This is a genomic window from Mucilaginibacter sp. P25, from assembly GCF_050859465.1.
GTDB lineage: Bacteria > Bacteroidota > Bacteroidia > Sphingobacteriales > Sphingobacteriaceae > Mucilaginibacter > Mucilaginibacter gossypii.
This window is the reverse complement of the sequence record NZ_CP193937.1, coordinates 3,859,498-3,876,024: the sequence shown is the minus strand read 5'-3', so window position 1 is coordinate 3,876,024 and position 16,527 is coordinate 3,859,498. Positions and strand designations below refer to the sequence as shown.

The following is a 16,527-nucleotide window of genomic DNA, read 5'->3' as shown; positions in this document are numbered from 1 at the left end:
TAGCAAATTTTGTATTACATTTGAAATATCATGTATGCAATTGTCGATATAGAAACCACCGGGGGGCATGCAAGTGCTAATGGTATTACCGAGATTGCCATATGCATACATGATGGCAAAAAGGTTGTGAAGCGCTTCGAAACGCTTGTGAACCCGCAGCGTGAAATCCCTATTTATATCAGTGCGCTAACCGGCATTACCAATGAGATGGTGCAGAACGCTCCTCCTTTTGAAGATGTAGCTGCAGATATTTATCACCTTATTCACGGTAAGATCTTTGTTGCCCATAATGTAAACTTCGATTTTTCTTTTGTAAGATATCACCTTGCTGCTGCGGGATATGATTTGCAAACCAATAAGCTGTGCACGGTAAGGCTTGGTCGCAAGATACTGCCCGGTTTACCATCATATAGCCTTGGCCGGTTATGCAAACATTTAGGTATTGATAACCAAAGTCGCCACAGGGCTATGGGGGATGCAGAAGCTACTGCTGAGTTATTTACCTTGCTGCTGAACAGCGACACGGAGAACCATATCAAACAATCCCTTAAGCAAGGTTCAAAGGATCAGGTGTTGCCGCCTAACCTATCTAAAAAGGATATAGACCAGTTGCCTTATACACCAGGTGTATATTATTTTCATGATCAAAAAGGCAAGGTAATATATGTAGGTAAAGCCAAAAACGTTAAAAAACGCGTAAGCAGCCATTTCACTGGCAATAACCCAGGCTTTCAACGCCAGGAATTTTTACGTAATATTTACCAGATCAGCTATCAGCTTTGCGGTACCGAGCTTATAGCCTTTGTACTGGAAGCTATTGAAATTAAACGCCTGTGGCCTAAATACAACCGTTCGTTGAAACGCTTTGAAAACGCTTTTTGTCTTTATGCTTTTGAAGATCAGCGTGGCTATATTCGCCTGGCGGTTGATAAATACCGTAAATACAGCGACCCGATATATACCTGCAATTCTCTGCTTGATGGCTATAACCTGCTCAACAAACTGATAGAAGGTTTTGACCTTTGCCCTAAGCTTTGTTTTATACAAAAAAACAATGAGCCATGTACCGGTACAGCCGGGAGTGCATGCGCGTGTGAAGGTGTTGAAACTCCGGAAAGTTATAATGAGAAGGTAAACAATGCCATTGATCAGCTTAAACAAGCCTTGCCAACTTACGCTATCCGGGATGAAGGCCGTACCGGCGATGAACATAGTTGTATCCTGGTAGAAAAAGGTCAGTTTTATGGTATGGGTTATATCTCCCATTATTTTGACGCGGATAACGTACAGCAACTCAAAAGCCATCTTACACCCTACCCGGGGAATGATTACATCAAAAATATTGTAGCTACTTACGCTTCCAAATATCCCGATAGGATGGTGGTATTTGGGTAATGCTTGATATTAACTTACGAAGTTTTAAAAACTTCGTAAGTTTGGTTGACCGATTGACAAATCTACAAGTGAAAATAAGCGACAACACCTACTATCACATTTACAACCGGGGTAATAATAAAGAACCTATCTTTTTCGAAAACGATAATTACATTTTCTTTCTGAACCAATTCAAGAAACACGTTTTACCCTTTTGCGAAGTATATGCTTATTGCCTGATGCCAAACCACTTTCACTTTTTTATCATGGTAAACGATCAGCAGTCGTTTGAAACTGGTATCAAAAACTTTTTTATCTCTTATTCAAAAGCAATCAATAAAAAATATAATAGAGTTGGCAGCTTATTTCAAGGTAGATACAAAGCTTCAGAAATTGATTCTGATAGTTACTATACAAGGATTATCACTTACATACATCAAAATCCAGTGATCGCCAATCTTGTAACAGACATCAGCGATTATAAATACTCATCTTACCCAGCTTATTTATCAGCAAAAAAAACTGTATTGAACAAACATGATGTATTAGAATGGTTTGGAGGTTTGGAACATTTCATAAATGATCACAAAATCTCTGTTGATGAGCGTGATATACCTTATGTAAAATAGCACGATGCTTTTCTTGGTGCACTGTAAAACTTACGAAGTTTTGAAAACTTCGTAAGTTAAATCCACCCAAAACACCATCACTTATAAATAAATAATTATCCATTAAGTTAAAACACCGCACACAATTGAGTTTTTGATTGGTTACTCTTATAACATTTACCAACAAAACTTAAAACATGGATAGTATCAATCAACAACAGCCGGAAGATAACATGCAAGACCTTAACGGTCAGGAGGCATTGGCTAAAATCAAGGAACTTGCCGAAAGTGCTAAAAGCTGCTTTTTTGTAAGTAACATTAAAACAGGTGTACCTGCTTCCGTGCGACCAATGTCTGCGCAGAAAATTGATGAGGAAGGTAATTTCTGGTTTCTAAGCGCTAATGACAGCCACAAAAACGACGAGCTGGCTAAAGACCCATTTGTTCACCTGCTTTTCCAGGGATCAGGATATTCTGATTTTTTAAATCTCTACGGAATTGCAACTATCACCGAAGACAAGGAAAAGATCAAAGAACTATGGGAACCCACATTAAAAGTATGGTTTACCGAAGGTATTGACGATCCGCGCATCAGCGTTATTAAAGTTGAACCTACCGAGGGCTATTACTGGGATAATAAGCATGGTAATGCCATCGCATTTGTAAAACGGCTCGCCGGTGCTGCTATTGGTAAAACCATTGATGATTCGGTTGAAGGAAAGCTTACTGTCTGAAATCAGAATTTTCAGAATTATTGAATTACAGAATAAAAGACGAGGTTGTATCATAAATCAAATTGACGCCCCTTGGTGTTGTATTACCTTTGAATTGAAGTTTAGCCGATCATATTTATACAAAAAGGGGGTTAACACATTTTTGGCCTAAAAACACTTAATTATTTGATTATAAATAGTTTAAGTAAAAATTACCACTAAATTATGTTAACCCTGTTAACCCCCTTTTTGTCAGTAGAGCCGACCCAAAACTATATATAGCTTGAGTATCCGAATAAGTCAAAAAAAGGCCGTATCACGATTATTTATGATACAGCCTCGTTAAATGCGCTTTATCAAAAAGCTCCTCCTTTAGGGGGCTGGGGGGATAAATATTTGTCAAACCATTCAATATATCGCTGCAGCCTGTCAACCTGGTAACTGGGTACAGTGATACCGTGATATTGGCCGGGATAAAGTACCAACTGAGTAGGTACCCCTTGTGACCGTAGCGCTTCATACATTTGCTCCCCTCCTCCCGTTGGCACATTAAAATCTTTTAGGCCAGACATGAATTGCGTTGGGGTTTTTATCTTATCAGCATGGAAAAACGGATACGATAATTTGATGTATTTATCAGCATTTTTCCATGGTGCGCCAAGTTCATTATCATATTGTACAATCCATTGATCCGATCCATAAATGGCTAATTGCAACGCACTGCCTGCTCCGCTCGACGCCGCCTTAAAGCGGGGGTCGGTTGCTATAGTATAATTGGTAAGAATGCCGCCGTAGCTCCAACCTCCAATTCCGAGGCGGTCTTTATCTGCTATGCCAAGTTTAACTAATTCATCTACCGCACCAAGCAGGTCTTTCACTTCTTTATTGCCCCAATCGGCATAAATAGCTTTAGTGTATTCAATCCCTCTGCCAGTGCTGCCGCGGTAATTTACAGCGGCAACGGCATAGCCGGCGCAGGCCAGTGTTTGCCTGATCTCGTCAAACTCAAACTCGTCCTGATCTGTAGGGCCGCCATGAATGTAAAGGATAAATGGCATTTTTTTAGTCACCACGCTATCGGGCGTATACAAAATACCCGAAACCAGTGTACCATCGCTGCTAAACGACTGGAAGCCCTTTACATAAGCCAGCTTAACCTCGCTCAGCCATTTTTCCTGGTGAAAAGTTAAGCGCCGGATCCTGCCATTTTCAATAGCCACCAATTCGTTGGGTATGTATGGTGTAGTCATTTTGCCTACCCATATACCCAAGGAATGACCGATGATATCAGAAAAACTGCATTCGTTACCTTTATAAACCAATATTGATTTACGGGTAAGCAAGTTATATCTGTTGATATAACGGATCCTGTCGCTGCTTACCAAGTATTCAAGGTCTTTACCATCCTTGCTCCATGCAATATTGCTGACAGGCCTATCCAGTTGGTCAGTTAATGAACGGTTGTTTTTTCCGTCGGCATCCATCAGGTACAAAACATCGTGCTGATAAATAAAATAATCAGCATCGCTTGTGGAGCGCAGGTAAGCTATGCGCTTGCCATCCGGGCTCCACATCGGGTTAATATCATGGCCGGTAAATGTTGTTAATTGGTTAGGCTCGGCTCCCGCTTTAGCTGCAATCGTAAAAATATCTGTATTTTCATTCCGGTCAGGATCAATAGTATGGTTACTTACATAGGCAATAGTTTTCCCGTCCGGGCTCCATTGCGGCGAGCTATCATCCATGTTGCCGCTGGTAAGGGTGTCAAGCTTTTTTGAACCCACATCATACAGGTATAAATGCGAATGCAAATGCTGCAGATATCCTTCAATATCCTGTTTAAAATGATAACGGTCTATCCTTATCGGTGGTGTAGTTTTCGGTGCCTCTTTTCCTTTGTTTTCAGGGTCTTTGATAATTAATGCCAGCTTCTTATTATCTGGCGACCATACATATTCTTTTATCTCGCCTTTAATGTCGGTGAGTTTATGCCCTTCTCCGCCACGCCTGTCCATCATCCAAACCTGGCCACCATTTTTTGAATCCTTTTCAGACAGGTAGGAGATAAACTTACCATCCGGCGTCCATTTTGGGGTAGATGCGGGCTCATCACCATAAGTAAGCTGAATGGATTGCTTACCATCGAAGCTTTGCATCCATAGGTGCGATACGCGTTTATCTTTTGCGGTGTCTACCTCAGATAGCTCATAAACCAGCCATTTGCCATCGGGTGATAGCTGAGGGGCCATCAGCGTTGGCTGTTTATAAAGATCAGTGGGCTTAAGCGGCTTTTTTGTTGTTTGAGCAGAAACAACGTTAAAGATTAAAACCGCTATAATTAAAAGTACGTTTTTATGCATAGGATTGCAATTGACCGGAAAATTACTAATTAAACCACCCAATATTATCACAAGGTTTTTATTATTGCATTGTTTTGAAAAAACGACGTTCCATTATTTGTATTACCCATTAAAATCAGCATCATGCATAATGACTATCAGAAATTAAGCAAAAAAGACAAAAAGATCGTCAGAGCACTAATTGATAAAGGCATTGCCGAGGATTTTAAACGCGGGATGCAACATTTCGATCAGCTTATTCAGCAATTAAAAAGCAGCCCTGAAACACCACAGGAACAATATTATAAATTATACAACGAGGTTCGGGACTTCGACAAACAAATATCCAGAATGTATGATCGCCTTACCGGTTCACATTTTCTTAACATCCTGGCAAATCAGATACTGCAAACACTCATTGATGAAGCTGAACTTGACGAATTATCACCGGAAGCCAAAGATCAGATCACTTCAGACGTAAGATTTATGAGATCAATGCAATCCATCAATTCTTGAACTACTTCCCGTTAACCCTACTTTTTCAAATACTTGTCATACCAGTCAACGTAGCGCTGCAGCCGGTCAACCTGGTAACTTGGCTTGGTAAGACCGTGAAATTGATTAGGATATAATATCAATTCGGTTGGAATACCTTGAGATCTCAACGCCTCATACATCTGCTCGCTGCCGATGGTCGGCACATTAAAATCTTTCAGGCCAGACATGAACATGACCGGCGTTTTTATTTTATCGGCATGAAAAAACGGGTAAGAGATCTGGATCCATTTATCGGCATTTTTCCAGGGTGTGCCTATCTCATTTTCGTATTGCAATACATATTGGTCACTGCCATAAACCGAAAGCTGTAACGCGCTGCCGGCACCACTGGCCGCGGCCTTAAAACGGGTATCAGATGCTATGGTATAATCTGTAAGGATGCCACCGTAACTCCACCCGCCTATGCCCAGCTTATCGGGATTTGCTATACCTAACTTTTCTAGTTGGTCAACCGCGCCAAGCAAATCTTTAACTTCTTTATTACCCCAATCGGCATAAATGGCTTTACAATAATCAAGGCCCCGGCCGTTACTTCCCCGGTAATTTACCGCTGCTACCGCATAACCGGCGGCAGCCAATGTTTGCCTTGTAGCATCAAACCCAAATTCATCCTGCCCTACCGGCCCGCCGTGAATAAACAGGATGAGTGGATATTTTTTATTAGGAACACTATCGGGCGTAAAAACAATACCTGATACCTTGGTACCGTCAACACTTGTTGACTCAAAGCCTTTTGCGTATGCCAATTGCACTGTATTTAACCATTCCTCATGATGAAATGTAAGCCGGCGCAGCTTTTTATCTTCTAAGGCAAATAATTCGGCAGGTGTGTAAGGATCTGTTTTTTGTACTATCCAATTGCCCGAAAGATTGGTAGCTATATCGTTAAAAACATAATCGCCCTTGTTTATTGTAGTGATCTTTCCGCTGTTGATATTGATATTGGCCAGATAACGGGCACGGTCGTCCGTTACAATAAATACAATGTTCTTGCTGTCTTTAGCCCAGGTTTGTGCCCCGGCCGGACGATCAAGCTGAAGCGTGAGCGGTTTATTATTTTGGCCAACCACATCCATAATGCAAACCACGCTCTGATCATACATCATGTAATCGGCATCACTGGTTGAACGGAGATAGGAAATTAATCTGCCATCAGGGCTCCATTGAGGGTTGCCGTCCCTACCCTTCCATGTGGTAAGCTGAAGCATGCTGGCGCCGGAGCGGGCATCAATAGTAAAAATATCAGTATTTTGATTCCTGTCGGGATCGGCACTGCGATTGCTTACAAACGCAATTGTTTTGCTATCCGGCGACCATACCGGCGAGCTTTCGTCTTTATCGCCCCGGGTTAAGGTGTCAAGCTTTTTAGTGGCAACATCAATTAAATAAAGGTGGCTATGCAAGTGCTGAAGATACCCTACTATATCCTGTTTAAAATGATAACGGTCAATAACTATGGGCTTTGGAGTTTTAGGTTCCTCTTTACCTTTGTTTTCCGGGTCGCCTATAACCATTACCAGGCGCTTGCCATCCGGGCTCCAGGCATAGTCGCTCAGATCGCCTTTAATGTTGGTTAGCTTAGCACCCTCACCACCGCGGCGGTCGATCAACCAAACTTGTGAGCCCGTTTTTGAATCGCGCGAGGATAGGAACGACAAATATTTACCGTCCGGGCTCCAGCGCGGGGATGAGGCTGCTTCATCACCATGAGTTAGCTGGATAGATTCTTTACCATCAAAACTCTGCATCCACAAATGGGACACGCGGCGGTCTTTAGCCGTATCAACATCCGATACACTATAAGCAACCCATTTGCCATCGGGCGATAATTGCGGATCACTTACCGTTGGAATCCGATAGACATCGGCAGGTTTCAAAGGCTTTTTTTGTTGGGCAGATACATTAAAGACAGCAGAAAGCGTGAGTATAAGGAATAAGGCTCGCTTCATAAATGATGTATTTTGATAGAGCCCGTAATTTAGTAAAAGAACCTTGATTTTTAGGATAAAAGGGATTGCCATGATTTTATTACAAAAGATTGGCATATTTATTAATGACTGTGGCTTCAGAATAACGGATGCTACATTTTATTAGCACTACTCCCGCGGGAACCTGGCTTTAATTTGGCAAATTTCAACTCCGCTTTTACTAACCGGATAATTTGTGTTAATTAGGATCATGTCTGCAAAACTCAAGCTTCTTTTTGTTATCTGTCTTTTTTCATCCGTTCTTAATACCCACGCACAAACCCCGGCCATTCGCAACAATTATCAAACCGAAGCTGGAGTGCCGAGGCTAAACATTGAACGATCAATGATCTACTCGCCGGATAAAGAGTGGCTTTACAACCATCACGCATCTATTATCCATTTCAAAGACCGCTTTGTGGCAATATGGAGCAATGGAATGGTTGATGAGGATTCACCGGGGCAAAGGGTAGTTTATGCAACTTCTAAAGATTTTAAACACTGGTCGCCGTTGAAAACATTAGCCAGTCCGGGTAAAATCAACGATACGCTCACAGTACTCACTGCCGCCGGGCTTTATCAGTATAAAGGAACCTTGGTAGCCTACTACGGCGATTACGACAAACACCGCAATAGCACCCATTTATGGGCTAAGACCAGCACCGACGGCGAACATTGGAGCGGGCCGCTTGATATGCATTTGCCTGTTGTACCAAACCATGGACCTGAAGTTACCAATAGCGGGAGGCTGATCATCAGCGGTAATTTCACTTTTCCTTATACAGATGATCCCCACGGACTTTCGGGCTGGAAGCTAAGCAGTTTTTATCCCGATTCTCTTTACAAACAGGATAACCCAGCTATGTTTTATGCACCCGCTGCAAAATCAGGGTTGCCGCCGCTTTGCGAAGGATCGTTTTTCCAAACGGACGACAACATTTTACACATGCTGCTCAGGGTAACCGGTAAAGGCTGGAAAGGTCATTTATGGCTCACCGAAAGCAACGACAATGGCAAAAGCTGGTCGCGGCCGGTTGAGGCCCCTTTTCGGATAATGACAGCAAGTTTCACTTAGGTAGGTTGCCGGATAAACGCTTTTATTATGTGGGCATCCCCGATACCCTGCACCATTATGACCGTAATCCGCTGGTGCTCTCGTTGTCAAAAAATGGAAAAAGCTTCGACAAAAACTATATTATTGCCAATGAATTGTATCACCTTAAAAAAGAAGGCTTATGGAAAGGCGGGCAATATGGTTACCCACACACCATTGTTTATAATGGCTACATGTACATAATCATTTCGAGGCAAAAGGAAGCAATTGAAACGCTCAGGTTTAGTTTAAAAGCAACTGAAATAAATTAACTAATCAGGCTATTAAGTAAGCAGCATAATTTGTTTCAAAACAATCACGCCGTTTTTTTTATTTCAATAAACAGCCATGCCTTATTATTATCTTTAAGCCAATTGTAATATTTATTAATTCAACCTATCCTGCTCATGAAACCTACACGCGATACCGCTTACCTCACTATTGCTGCATGCGTTATTAGTATGTTAGCTCTGATACTCCTGTACGCCATGCAAACCATTTCATTCACGGTACCGGATGTAGTAAGACCTACGCTTTCGTTTGCACCTGTCATTTGTTTTGCCTGGTTAATGATATTTGTGATAGGTGTTTTAAAATATACCAACGAAAAACCTTTTATAGTTAACGTGTTCATCATTTATATGATTTATAGCGTTATATCGGGCTTAGTTAATACAGCCATCGGCATTTTTCAAATTACCAGAGAATCATTAATTATATTTTACCAGATCCATGGAGCTATTAACATGATGGTAATAATATGTATTGTGATTATGGCCGCCTTATTACGTAATACGGTATTCAAGTTACCACTGCTGCTTTTTACCTTAAGTGAGCTATTTATTATTGTATTTTACATGGTTGTACCGATGGTGCTTCCCCTTATCGGAACTTCCAGCTATATTCTCTATATCCGCTACATCGGGCTCGTGTATCTGATTGTTCCGACAACCGGAATTTATATTGCAGTAACCGCTTTAAATGCGCTTAATAGCCAACAATTGGAAAAGCCATTTTATGACATTGAAAAGCCCAATTGGCCACCATATGATAAACCCAACCTGTAACTTTTTCTGCTTAACCTGATCTAACAGAAAAAACAGATACATAAACCTTAATAAATGCTAAGCATCCGCAATATTGTTAAACAATACGCCGGTCACCGTGCACTAAGTGATGTAAGTTTGGAAGTTGAAAGCGGGCAGATTTTTGGTCTGCTTGGCCCTAACGGCGCCGGTAAAACTTCGCTTATCCGTATTGTGAACCAAATTACTGCTCCCGATTCGGGCGAAATCTATTTTAACGGCGAAAAACTCAACCAGTCGCACATTGAACGTATAGGTTACCTGCCCGAGGAACGTGGCCTGTATAAAAAGATGGAGATAGGTGAGCAAATGATCTATCTGGCCCGTTTAAAAGGGTTAAGCCGTGCTGAAGCCCAAAAGCGTCTTAAATTTTGGTTTGAGAAGCTGGAGATGGAAACCTGGTGGAAAAAGAAAATAGAAGAACTGTCAAAAGGTATGCAGCAAAAGGCGCAGTTTGTAGCAACCGTACTGCATGAGCCCGATTTGATCATACTGGATGAACCTTTCAGCGGATTTGACCCAGTGAATGCAGAACTCATTAAAGACGAGATATTAGAATTGAACGAAAAAGGTGCAACTATACTCTTTTCTACCCACCGCATGGAATCAGTAGAGGAACTTTGTGACGCTATAGCGCTCATTCATAAATCGCATAAGATACTGGATGGTAAGGTTAAACACATCCGCAACTCGTATCGCAATGAAACCTATTTTGTTGAATATACCGGCGAACAGATAGCATTTGACGGCAACCAGCCATTTGAACTGGTTAGCGAAACCCATGCCGATGATGGCAGTCATACCATCAAGATAAAGCTTACGCGCGAGAATAATTCAAACGATGTTTTGCAGTACCTTATCCCAAAAGCAAGGGTAAATATGTTACAGGAGGTAATACCCAGCATGCATGAAATTTTCATTGAAAAAGTTAACCTAAACTCAGCCGGCCATGAATAAAGTATTACTCATTATACAGCGCGAATACCTGACACGGGTACGCAAAAAATCATTCATCATCATGATATTCGTGGTGCCGTTGCTGATATTGGTTATGGGCATTGTGGTAAAGATGGTTGCAGATAGCAGCGATAAACTATCATCGTTGCAAACAGTTAACGTGATTGATAAAAGCGGTGATTTCGCTAATAGGTTTCATGATGCCAATAATGTAAAATTTACCTATGCGCTCACCGATCTTAAATCATCCAAACAACTGCTAAAGGATAGCGAGGGTATCTCTATTTTGTATATCCCTGTAAATTACACACAAAAAGATTCGGTACAGATCTTTTCAAAAAGAAGGCCTCTATACCCTTGTCTGAAGAAATTGAAAAGCAGATGAGCGATATAGCCTTTTCAAACAACCTCATCAGGCATCATATTGATACAGCACTTTTAAAAAGCATAAAGCGAACCAACATCTCGGTTAGTGCCATTGAAATTTCAGATAAAGGCGATAAGAATGCTAATATCGGCGCCAATATTTTAATTGGTATAGCTTGTGCTATCATTATTTATATTTCGCTGTTTATATATGGCGGACAGGTAATGCGCGGCGTTATTGAAGAAAAAACAAACCGTATTATAGAGGTGGTGATATCTTCAGTAAAACCATTTCAATTAATGCTCGGCAAGATCATCGGTGTGGGCCTGGTTGGCTTAACTCAGTTTAGTGCCTGGATAATTTTATCCATTATATCTACCAAAATCGCCGGACATTCTTTTAACTCGCCTACCAGTCCTATGGTAAATGCGCTTGCAGTATTACAAACTATACCATTTGGGTATATCATGGGCTGCTTTATATTTTACTTTTTAAGCGGCTATCTGTTGTACGCAGCGCTGTTTGCAGCTGTTGGCTCGGCAGTTGACAGCGAAACGGAAACCCAGCAATTCATGTTTCCTATTACCCTGCCCTTACTGTTCACTTATTTTTTAGCTGTATCAGTATTGTTCCGCGCGCCGGATAGCCCGCTGGCAGTATGGCTGTCCATGATTCCTTTTACTGCACCTGTAGCCATGATGGTACGGATCCCGTTTGATCCACCGGGATGGCAGGTAGCAGTATCCATGTGTATGATGGTAGTAGGCTTTTTATTTACCACTTATGTGGCCGCACGGATCTATCGGGTAGGTGTATTAATGTACGGTAAAAAAGCAAGCTATAAAGAACTGGCCAAGTGGTTTTTTTATAAAGAATAATTTTTATTTCGGACATCGGATGTTCGATTTCGGATTTACTGAATAAAATCCCCGGGAATAGTTAAACAATTTCGGGGATTATTTATTTTAGCCGTATGAGTAAACGCGTTGCAGTAATGGATTTAGGTACCAATACCTTCCATTTATTGATTGCCGAAGGGGACATCCATAACTATCATGAAATTGTACATATTACTGAAGCTGTTAAGTTAGGAGAGGGAGGCATTAACAAGGGGTATATTTTGTCTGATGCTTTTCAGCGCGGCATAAATACCATGCAACACTTTCAGAAACTTATACAGGCCAATAATGTTGACGGTGTTAGGGCGATAGCAACTTCGGCCTTGCGGAGCGCATCAAACGGCAAAGATTTCATCAAAGAAGTTAAGGCCAAAACAGGCATTGGTATTGAAATTATTGATGGCGAACAGGAAGCCGGTTTTATTTATAATGGTGTAAAGTTAAGCGGTTGCTTATCGGCCAAAAACTCCCTGATCATGGATATTGGCGGAGGCAGCGTTGAATTTATTTTGGGCAACGCCGATAAGATCCTGTGGAAACAAAGTTTTGAAGTTGGCGCGGCACGCCTTATGGACCAGTTCCACCGTACCGATCCTATTCCGCCGGCATCTATCGAGGCTATGAATTTATATCTTGAGGATACACTGAATGATTTGTTCATTGCCACTACAGGCATTGAAATTGACACCCTTGTTGGCTCGTCGGGCTCATTTGAAACTTTTGCAGGATTGATTGAAACAGAAAAGGCCCAGCCCTTTGATTTAAAGAGTATTCAGCATTATGATTTTGATGAGGAAGAACTGTTAACCATCACCAATAAACTCATCCTCTCGAGCCATAAAGAACGTTTGGGTAATCCGGGGATTATCCCGGTACGGGTTGATATGATTGTAGCTGCATCGTTAGTTACCCGTTTCATTATGCATGCGCTGGATATTCATAAGGTGAGTATGTGTACCAATTCGTTAAAAGAAGGGGTTTTGGCGGGGATGTTAACCTAAATGGAGAAAACAACCCAGCATGACGAAAAACCGATCAGCAGAACAACAAGCGCACTAAACAAAAATTCTTTTCTCAAAGCAAAAATTGCCAATATTAGGCACAGTACTACGTGCAAAAAAATAAAAATCGCTTCAGCTAATATAATAAGCTCCTCATTAGCAACCCATCTGAAATATATGGTATAAGCTACCAATATCGATAGATTGATACCTACAACTATCATTTTTTTGCTGCCAGGGTCTTTCTTCTGCGTTTCCATTATAGCAACTTGTGAGATACTAAATCCTTATCATTGCAACACACGTTGAAAAACCAATTACTAAAACCAGTAAGCCGCCTAAAAACCAACTCCACTTACGGAAATACAATGAAAGTATAATACAAACAATCACCTGGGCAACCATTAGCAGCCCAGCTATTACACCGCCATCGGTCAGCAGACTAAGCAAGGTATAACCAACAAATACTGCCAGGTTAATTCCGACTATCTTGATTCCACCTTGGGGCTTGTTGCCAGGAAGCTGATTGGGTGGTTGTAATTGTTCTTCCTCTGTCATACCAAAATTTCTCCTCTTAATTGTTCAAGATATTCCCGCTTATCGTCCCTGTAAAAAATGTTCATGGTTTCAAAAGGGATGATCTGCATGTCTTTATTTACGATGTGCACACATGATTTTTTGATAGCCCGAACATCAAAATTCTGCGCATCTATAAATTGCATAATGATCACCCTGAACAGGTTATCATAGCTTAAACTTGGCGCGTCAATTTCAGGCAGGCAGCATAACAACGAGTGCAGGTGTTCTTTAGCTTTATCAACCGAATTACCTGTGCTGAACATATTAAGCAGATGGCCCTTCAGGCGTTCATCGTTTTCATAAACAATGGTATTTTTTGAGTTATCCAACAGGTCATCCGGGTTTATCATCCGGGTCAGCGGAATCACTTCGCCTCCAAGCTTAAGGGCATAACCCATCACCAGGGCATCCGGGTTACAAGGTACCGGGATCAGGTCGTTTTTATTGAATACACTGGTTTGTTCAAGTATCGCGTTACGTACTTCGGTTAGGGTGTAACGGTCGGTTTGTTCATTAAAATTCTCTAACCTGCCGGCCTGTTGCGTAGGCTGAAAAGTTACGCCGCGAACACAGGGTTGCTGCAACGCGTATTCAATAATTGCACCTAATTCATCGGTATTTAAACCTTTTTGCAAAGTGACTACCAACGTTGTGGACAGATTATACTTATTGAGATTTTCAATAGCCTTCTGCCTTACTTCGCGCAAATCCTCACCGCGCAACTGCTCAAGTGCCTCTTTTTTGAAAGAATCAAATTGCAGGTAAATCTCAAAATCGGGCATGTATGTGGCCAGCCGCTTTACAAAATTTTCATCTTTAGCTATGCGGATGCCGTTGGTGTTTACCATTAAATGCTTAATAGGCTTTTTCTTGGCAATATCCAGGATCTCAAAAAACTGCGGGTGCACCGTAGGTTCTCCCCCGCTGATCTGCACCACATCGGGCTGACCTTCATTTGCCACTACAACATCCAGCATTTGTTCTATTTCGGTCAAAGTGCGGTGCCTGCCGTAGGTGGGCGATGACATGGCATAGCAGGTAGGGCAGCTTAAATTACACCTGTCGGTTACTTCAACAACGGTAAGGCACGAGTGCTGCTCATGATCCTGGCACAAGCCGCAATCATAAGGGCAACCATAATGCATTTTGGCATTGAACTTAAGCGGCATCTCACTTCGCTTTGCATAGTTGCGACAGTTTTTATAATATTCCACATCTGTGGCAATCAGCACCTTTTCAAAACCATGCCGGCGGCAGTTTTTAAGCATGTAAACCTTATTATCCTCAAAAACAATCTTGGCATCAACCCGTCGTAAACAGGTGGAGCAAATGCTTAACGTAAAATCATAGTATATATACGGGCGTTCAGGCATGGTTTGCAAACAGCTTTTTAGGATATAAAAATACTTTATAATAATACAAAATACCGGCGAGAGAAACTAACTGAATTACCGATAAACCAAAACCAAAAAAGTAATCGGGCTTAATAAATTCAACCAGTAGCCTGAAAACAAGGTAACTTGCCATGAATACTTTAAATCGCGCGCCATCGGCAAAACGATAATTTTGTTCAATGAGTTTGAGTACAACCCAAAGCATTCCCCAAAATACAATTTCATATAAATTAGTAGGATGTCGGTGGATGCCGTCACCAAAATCAATAGCCCAGGGCAGGTTGGAGGCTATGCCATAAGTCCCATCTTCCAGCCCGGCCAAAAAACACCCGGTACGGCCAATAACCATAGCCAGGATCAACGGATAAACCATCAAATCGCCAGATGACGCGGTTACCCCCAATTGTTTTTTGGTAAGCTCAACACCTATCAATCCACCAAGCATCCCACCCACTATGGTTTTATTGCCCATAATATAGATGATATTGAAATGCGAGAACAGCAAAGGTGGGTTCTCAAAGATCCCTACAAGGTGCGAGCCAATAAATGCGCCTGCCGCTGCACCGATAAATATGATAAGTCGATGTTCGGTACTGATCTTATCGGCAGTATGTTTCCGCAACCAGGCATAATACTGATAACCTAAAAAGTACGACAGTGTCTCGCAAATAAAATGTACGGGAATTGATGAATTGCCTAAAGGTAGATTTACAGGAAAATGCAAGTTTAGCTTTTATAATAAAGCCCTAAAATATGTTTTTTATTTTATGCCACAGGCGATGAATAAAAGAATGACGCACAAATACACCTCCTACCACAACAAATTGTTCAGTTAGCGGTTCCGGCTCTAATTCTATTTTTATTTGCGACCTGTCAGCTATGTCGGCAAGCCTTATTTCCTGTGTCTTAAAACCGATAAAGCCAACAACAAGGGTATCTGTCTCCGAAAGTTCCAAAAACTTAAATTCGCCATCAACATCAGTGCTTGCACTTTCACCGTTTTTACAATGGACTGTAGCGCCGGGAATCGGAACATTAGTCCCTTTTTCGGTTACAAGGCCTTTTACTAATATTTGAACACCGGTAGGGACAGGTATGAGCAAGTTGCTTTTACGTTGAAACTCTCCTTGCTCAAGGTTGTGCCTGGTTTTGGCTTCAGCTTTTTCAAGTTGGGTTAAGCTTATTATTGCTGCTGTCAGGATACCAATCCATGATAAGGATCGCTTTTTATTTGCGCCAATACCCGCATTAATTTCAATCAGCTGCATTTGGCCAAATCTGCCGCAAACATTATCCTTTGCCGAAAGAAGTTTAATGATCTCGTCATTGCTCATTACCGTAAAATCGATAACCATTTTGCAGCAGTGATAACAATAACGACCGCTGTTAGCGGGCACCATCTGTGACCATTGCTCGTGGCAGGGTTTAGGTATGCTGATTTGTTGAATAGACATTATACCGACGTTTTAATTGATAAATATATTAATTCATCCGGGTGATTAAGCAGTTTATTACAATGATGCTACCAGGCATAAAATTCCATAATTATTTAAAACTTTTTTAACAAACTGTTTTCCGGCCATCCTTTGTATA

Annotated in this window: 18 protein-coding genes; 11 read left to right on the top strand and 7 right to left on the bottom strand. The window is 41.5% G+C overall.

All coding sequences use genetic code 11. From position 1 onward, the window contains the following. The first annotated feature begins 30 nt into the window (after positions 1–30). From ACRQ5D_RS19665 to ACRQ5D_RS19655, 3 genes are all read left to right on the top strand, one after another. Positions 31–1,395 carry an exonuclease domain-containing protein gene (locus ACRQ5D_RS19665; protein ID WP_091171493.1) on the top strand — a complete coding sequence of 455 codons (1,365 nt, stop codon included), beginning with the start codon at positions 31–33 and terminating at the stop codon, positions 1,393–1,395. Then, complete coding sequence (locus ACRQ5D_RS19660; protein ID WP_091171489.1) at positions 1,395–2,003, top strand: transposase; 609 nt, start codon at positions 1,395–1,397, stop codon at positions 2,001–2,003. Before ACRQ5D_RS19665 ends, ACRQ5D_RS19660 begins: the two co-directional genes overlap by 1 nt. A 176-nt stretch (positions 2,004–2,179) precedes the next feature. Next, positions 2,180–2,716 carry a pyridoxamine 5'-phosphate oxidase family protein gene (locus ACRQ5D_RS19655; RefSeq protein ID WP_091171485.1) on the top strand — a complete coding sequence of 179 codons (537 nt, stop codon included), beginning with the start codon at positions 2,180–2,182 and terminating at the stop codon, positions 2,714–2,716. Between the two features lie 335 nt (positions 2,717–3,051). Here ACRQ5D_RS19655 and ACRQ5D_RS19650 read toward each other — a convergent pair whose 3' ends face one another. After that, positions 3,052–4,944 carry an alpha/beta hydrolase family protein gene (locus ACRQ5D_RS19650; RefSeq protein WP_218134479.1) on the bottom strand — a complete coding sequence of 631 codons (1,893 nt, stop codon included), beginning with the start codon at positions 4,942–4,944 and terminating at the stop codon, positions 3,052–3,054. Positions 4,945–5,178: 234 nt separating this feature from the next. Between ACRQ5D_RS19650 and ACRQ5D_RS19645 the strand changes: the two genes are divergently transcribed. After that, complete coding sequence (locus tag ACRQ5D_RS19645; RefSeq protein ID WP_091171479.1) at positions 5,179–5,550, top strand: hypothetical protein; 372 nt, start codon at positions 5,179–5,181, stop codon at positions 5,548–5,550. 17 nt (positions 5,551–5,567) lie between these two features. On the opposite strand, the gene ACRQ5D_RS19640 is transcribed toward ACRQ5D_RS19645, so the two are convergent. Beyond that, entirely contained in the window at positions 5,568–7,541 is a 1,974-nt protein-coding gene (locus ACRQ5D_RS19640) for an alpha/beta hydrolase family protein (protein ID WP_091171594.1), read from the bottom strand. Positions 7,542–7,770: 229 nt separating this feature from the next. On the opposite strand from ACRQ5D_RS19640, the gene ACRQ5D_RS19635 reads away from it, so the two are divergent. From ACRQ5D_RS19635 to ACRQ5D_RS19605, 7 genes are all read left to right on the top strand, one after another. Continuing rightward, positions 7,771–8,634, top strand: coding sequence for a sialidase family protein (locus ACRQ5D_RS19635; protein WP_432326323.1), 864 nt, complete (start codon positions 7,771–7,773; stop codon positions 8,632–8,634). Positions 8,635–8,639: 5 nt separating this feature from the next. Beyond that, positions 8,640–8,924, top strand: a complete 285-nt coding sequence (locus ACRQ5D_RS19630; protein ID WP_432326321.1) for a hypothetical protein — start codon at positions 8,640–8,642, stop codon at positions 8,922–8,924. 135 nt (positions 8,925–9,059) lie between these two features. After that, on the top strand, positions 9,060–9,719 hold the full coding sequence (locus tag ACRQ5D_RS19625) for a hypothetical protein (RefSeq protein ID WP_091171475.1): 660 nt from the start codon (positions 9,060–9,062) through the stop codon (positions 9,717–9,719). A gap of 54 nt (positions 9,720–9,773) precedes the next feature. Continuing rightward, positions 9,774–10,694 carry an ABC transporter ATP-binding protein gene (locus ACRQ5D_RS19620; protein ID WP_091171473.1) on the top strand — a complete coding sequence of 307 codons (921 nt, stop codon included), beginning with the start codon at positions 9,774–9,776 and terminating at the stop codon, positions 10,692–10,694. Continuing rightward, complete coding sequence (locus ACRQ5D_RS19615) at positions 10,687–11,079, top strand: ABC transporter permease (RefSeq protein WP_432326319.1); 393 nt, start codon at positions 10,687–10,689, stop codon at positions 11,077–11,079. Before ACRQ5D_RS19620 ends, ACRQ5D_RS19615 begins: the two co-directional genes overlap by 8 nt. After that, on the top strand, positions 11,052–11,939 hold the full coding sequence (locus tag ACRQ5D_RS19610) for an ABC transporter permease (protein ID WP_432326317.1): 888 nt from the start codon (positions 11,052–11,054) through the stop codon (positions 11,937–11,939). Before ACRQ5D_RS19615 ends, ACRQ5D_RS19610 begins: the two co-directional genes overlap by 28 nt. A gap of 95 nt (positions 11,940–12,034) precedes the next feature. Beyond that, complete coding sequence (locus ACRQ5D_RS19605; RefSeq protein WP_091171468.1) at positions 12,035–12,961, top strand: hypothetical protein; 927 nt, start codon at positions 12,035–12,037, stop codon at positions 12,959–12,961. On the opposite strand, the gene ACRQ5D_RS19600 is transcribed toward ACRQ5D_RS19605, so the two are convergent. From ACRQ5D_RS19600 to ACRQ5D_RS19580, 5 genes are read right to left on the bottom strand one after another with little or no spacing between them, the layout of a single operon-like run. Next, positions 12,958–13,221, bottom strand: coding sequence for a hypothetical protein (locus ACRQ5D_RS19600; protein ID WP_091171466.1), 264 nt, complete (start codon positions 13,219–13,221; stop codon positions 12,958–12,960). The two genes, ACRQ5D_RS19605 and ACRQ5D_RS19600, sit on opposite strands and share 4 nt — an antisense overlap. Before the next feature lie 19 nt (positions 13,222–13,240). After that, positions 13,241–13,519 (bottom strand): hypothetical protein, encoded by a 279-nt coding sequence (locus ACRQ5D_RS19595; protein WP_091171461.1) that lies wholly within the window; start codon positions 13,517–13,519, stop codon positions 13,241–13,243. After that, complete coding sequence (locus tag ACRQ5D_RS19590) at positions 13,516–14,913, bottom strand: radical SAM protein (RefSeq protein WP_091171458.1); 1,398 nt, start codon at positions 14,911–14,913, stop codon at positions 13,516–13,518. The genes ACRQ5D_RS19595 and ACRQ5D_RS19590 overlap by 4 nt, the downstream gene beginning before the upstream one ends. Next, a complete protein-coding gene (locus tag ACRQ5D_RS19585; RefSeq protein ID WP_091171455.1) occupies positions 14,906–15,658 on the bottom strand; it encodes a prolipoprotein diacylglyceryl transferase in 753 nt (250 codons plus the stop codon). Before ACRQ5D_RS19585 ends, ACRQ5D_RS19590 begins: the two co-directional genes overlap by 8 nt. Before the next feature lie 22 nt (positions 15,659–15,680). Beyond that, positions 15,681–16,388, bottom strand: coding sequence for a carboxypeptidase-like regulatory domain-containing protein (locus ACRQ5D_RS19580; protein WP_091171451.1), 708 nt, complete (start codon positions 16,386–16,388; stop codon positions 15,681–15,683). Positions 16,389–16,527 lie beyond the last annotated feature (139 nt).

Bases quoted from the DNA above. Each gene is read 5' to 3' on its own strand.
- ACRQ5D_RS19665 (WP_091171493.1), top strand. From the start codon at position 31: ATGTATGCAATTGTCGATATAGAAACCACCGGGGGGCATGCAAGTGCT.
- ACRQ5D_RS19660 (WP_091171489.1), top strand. From the start codon at position 1,395: ATGCTTGATATTAACTTACGAAGTTTTAAAAACTTCGTAAGTTTGGTT.
- ACRQ5D_RS19655 (WP_091171485.1), top strand. From the start codon at position 2,180: ATGGATAGTATCAATCAACAACAGCCGGAAGATAACATGCAAGACCTT.
- ACRQ5D_RS19650 (WP_218134479.1), bottom strand. From the start codon at position 4,944: ATGGCCCCTCAGCTATCACCCGATGGCAAATGGCTGGTTTATGAGCTA.
- ACRQ5D_RS19645 (WP_091171479.1), top strand. From the start codon at position 5,179: ATGCATAATGACTATCAGAAATTAAGCAAAAAAGACAAAAAGATCGTC.
- ACRQ5D_RS19640 (WP_091171594.1), bottom strand. From the start codon at position 7,541: ATGAAGCGAGCCTTATTCCTTATACTCACGCTTTCTGCTGTCTTTAAT.
- ACRQ5D_RS19635 (WP_432326323.1), top strand. From the start codon at position 7,771: ATGTCTGCAAAACTCAAGCTTCTTTTTGTTATCTGTCTTTTTTCATCC.
- ACRQ5D_RS19625 (WP_091171475.1), top strand. From the start codon at position 9,060: ATGAAACCTACACGCGATACCGCTTACCTCACTATTGCTGCATGCGTT.
- ACRQ5D_RS19620 (WP_091171473.1), top strand. From the start codon at position 9,774: ATGCTAAGCATCCGCAATATTGTTAAACAATACGCCGGTCACCGTGCA.
- ACRQ5D_RS19615 (WP_432326319.1), top strand. From the start codon at position 10,687: ATGAATAAAGTATTACTCATTATACAGCGCGAATACCTGACACGGGTA.
- ACRQ5D_RS19605 (WP_091171468.1), top strand. From the start codon at position 12,035: ATGAGTAAACGCGTTGCAGTAATGGATTTAGGTACCAATACCTTCCAT.
- ACRQ5D_RS19600 (WP_091171466.1), bottom strand. From the start codon at position 13,221: ATGGAAACGCAGAAGAAAGACCCTGGCAGCAAAAAAATGATAGTTGTA.
- ACRQ5D_RS19595 (WP_091171461.1), bottom strand. From the start codon at position 13,519: ATGACAGAGGAAGAACAATTACAACCACCCAATCAGCTTCCTGGCAAC.
- ACRQ5D_RS19590 (WP_091171458.1), bottom strand. From the start codon at position 14,913: ATGCCTGAACGCCCGTATATATACTATGATTTTACGTTAAGCATTTGC.
- ACRQ5D_RS19580 (WP_091171451.1), bottom strand. From the start codon at position 16,388: ATGTCTATTCAACAAATCAGCATACCTAAACCCTGCCACGAGCAATGG.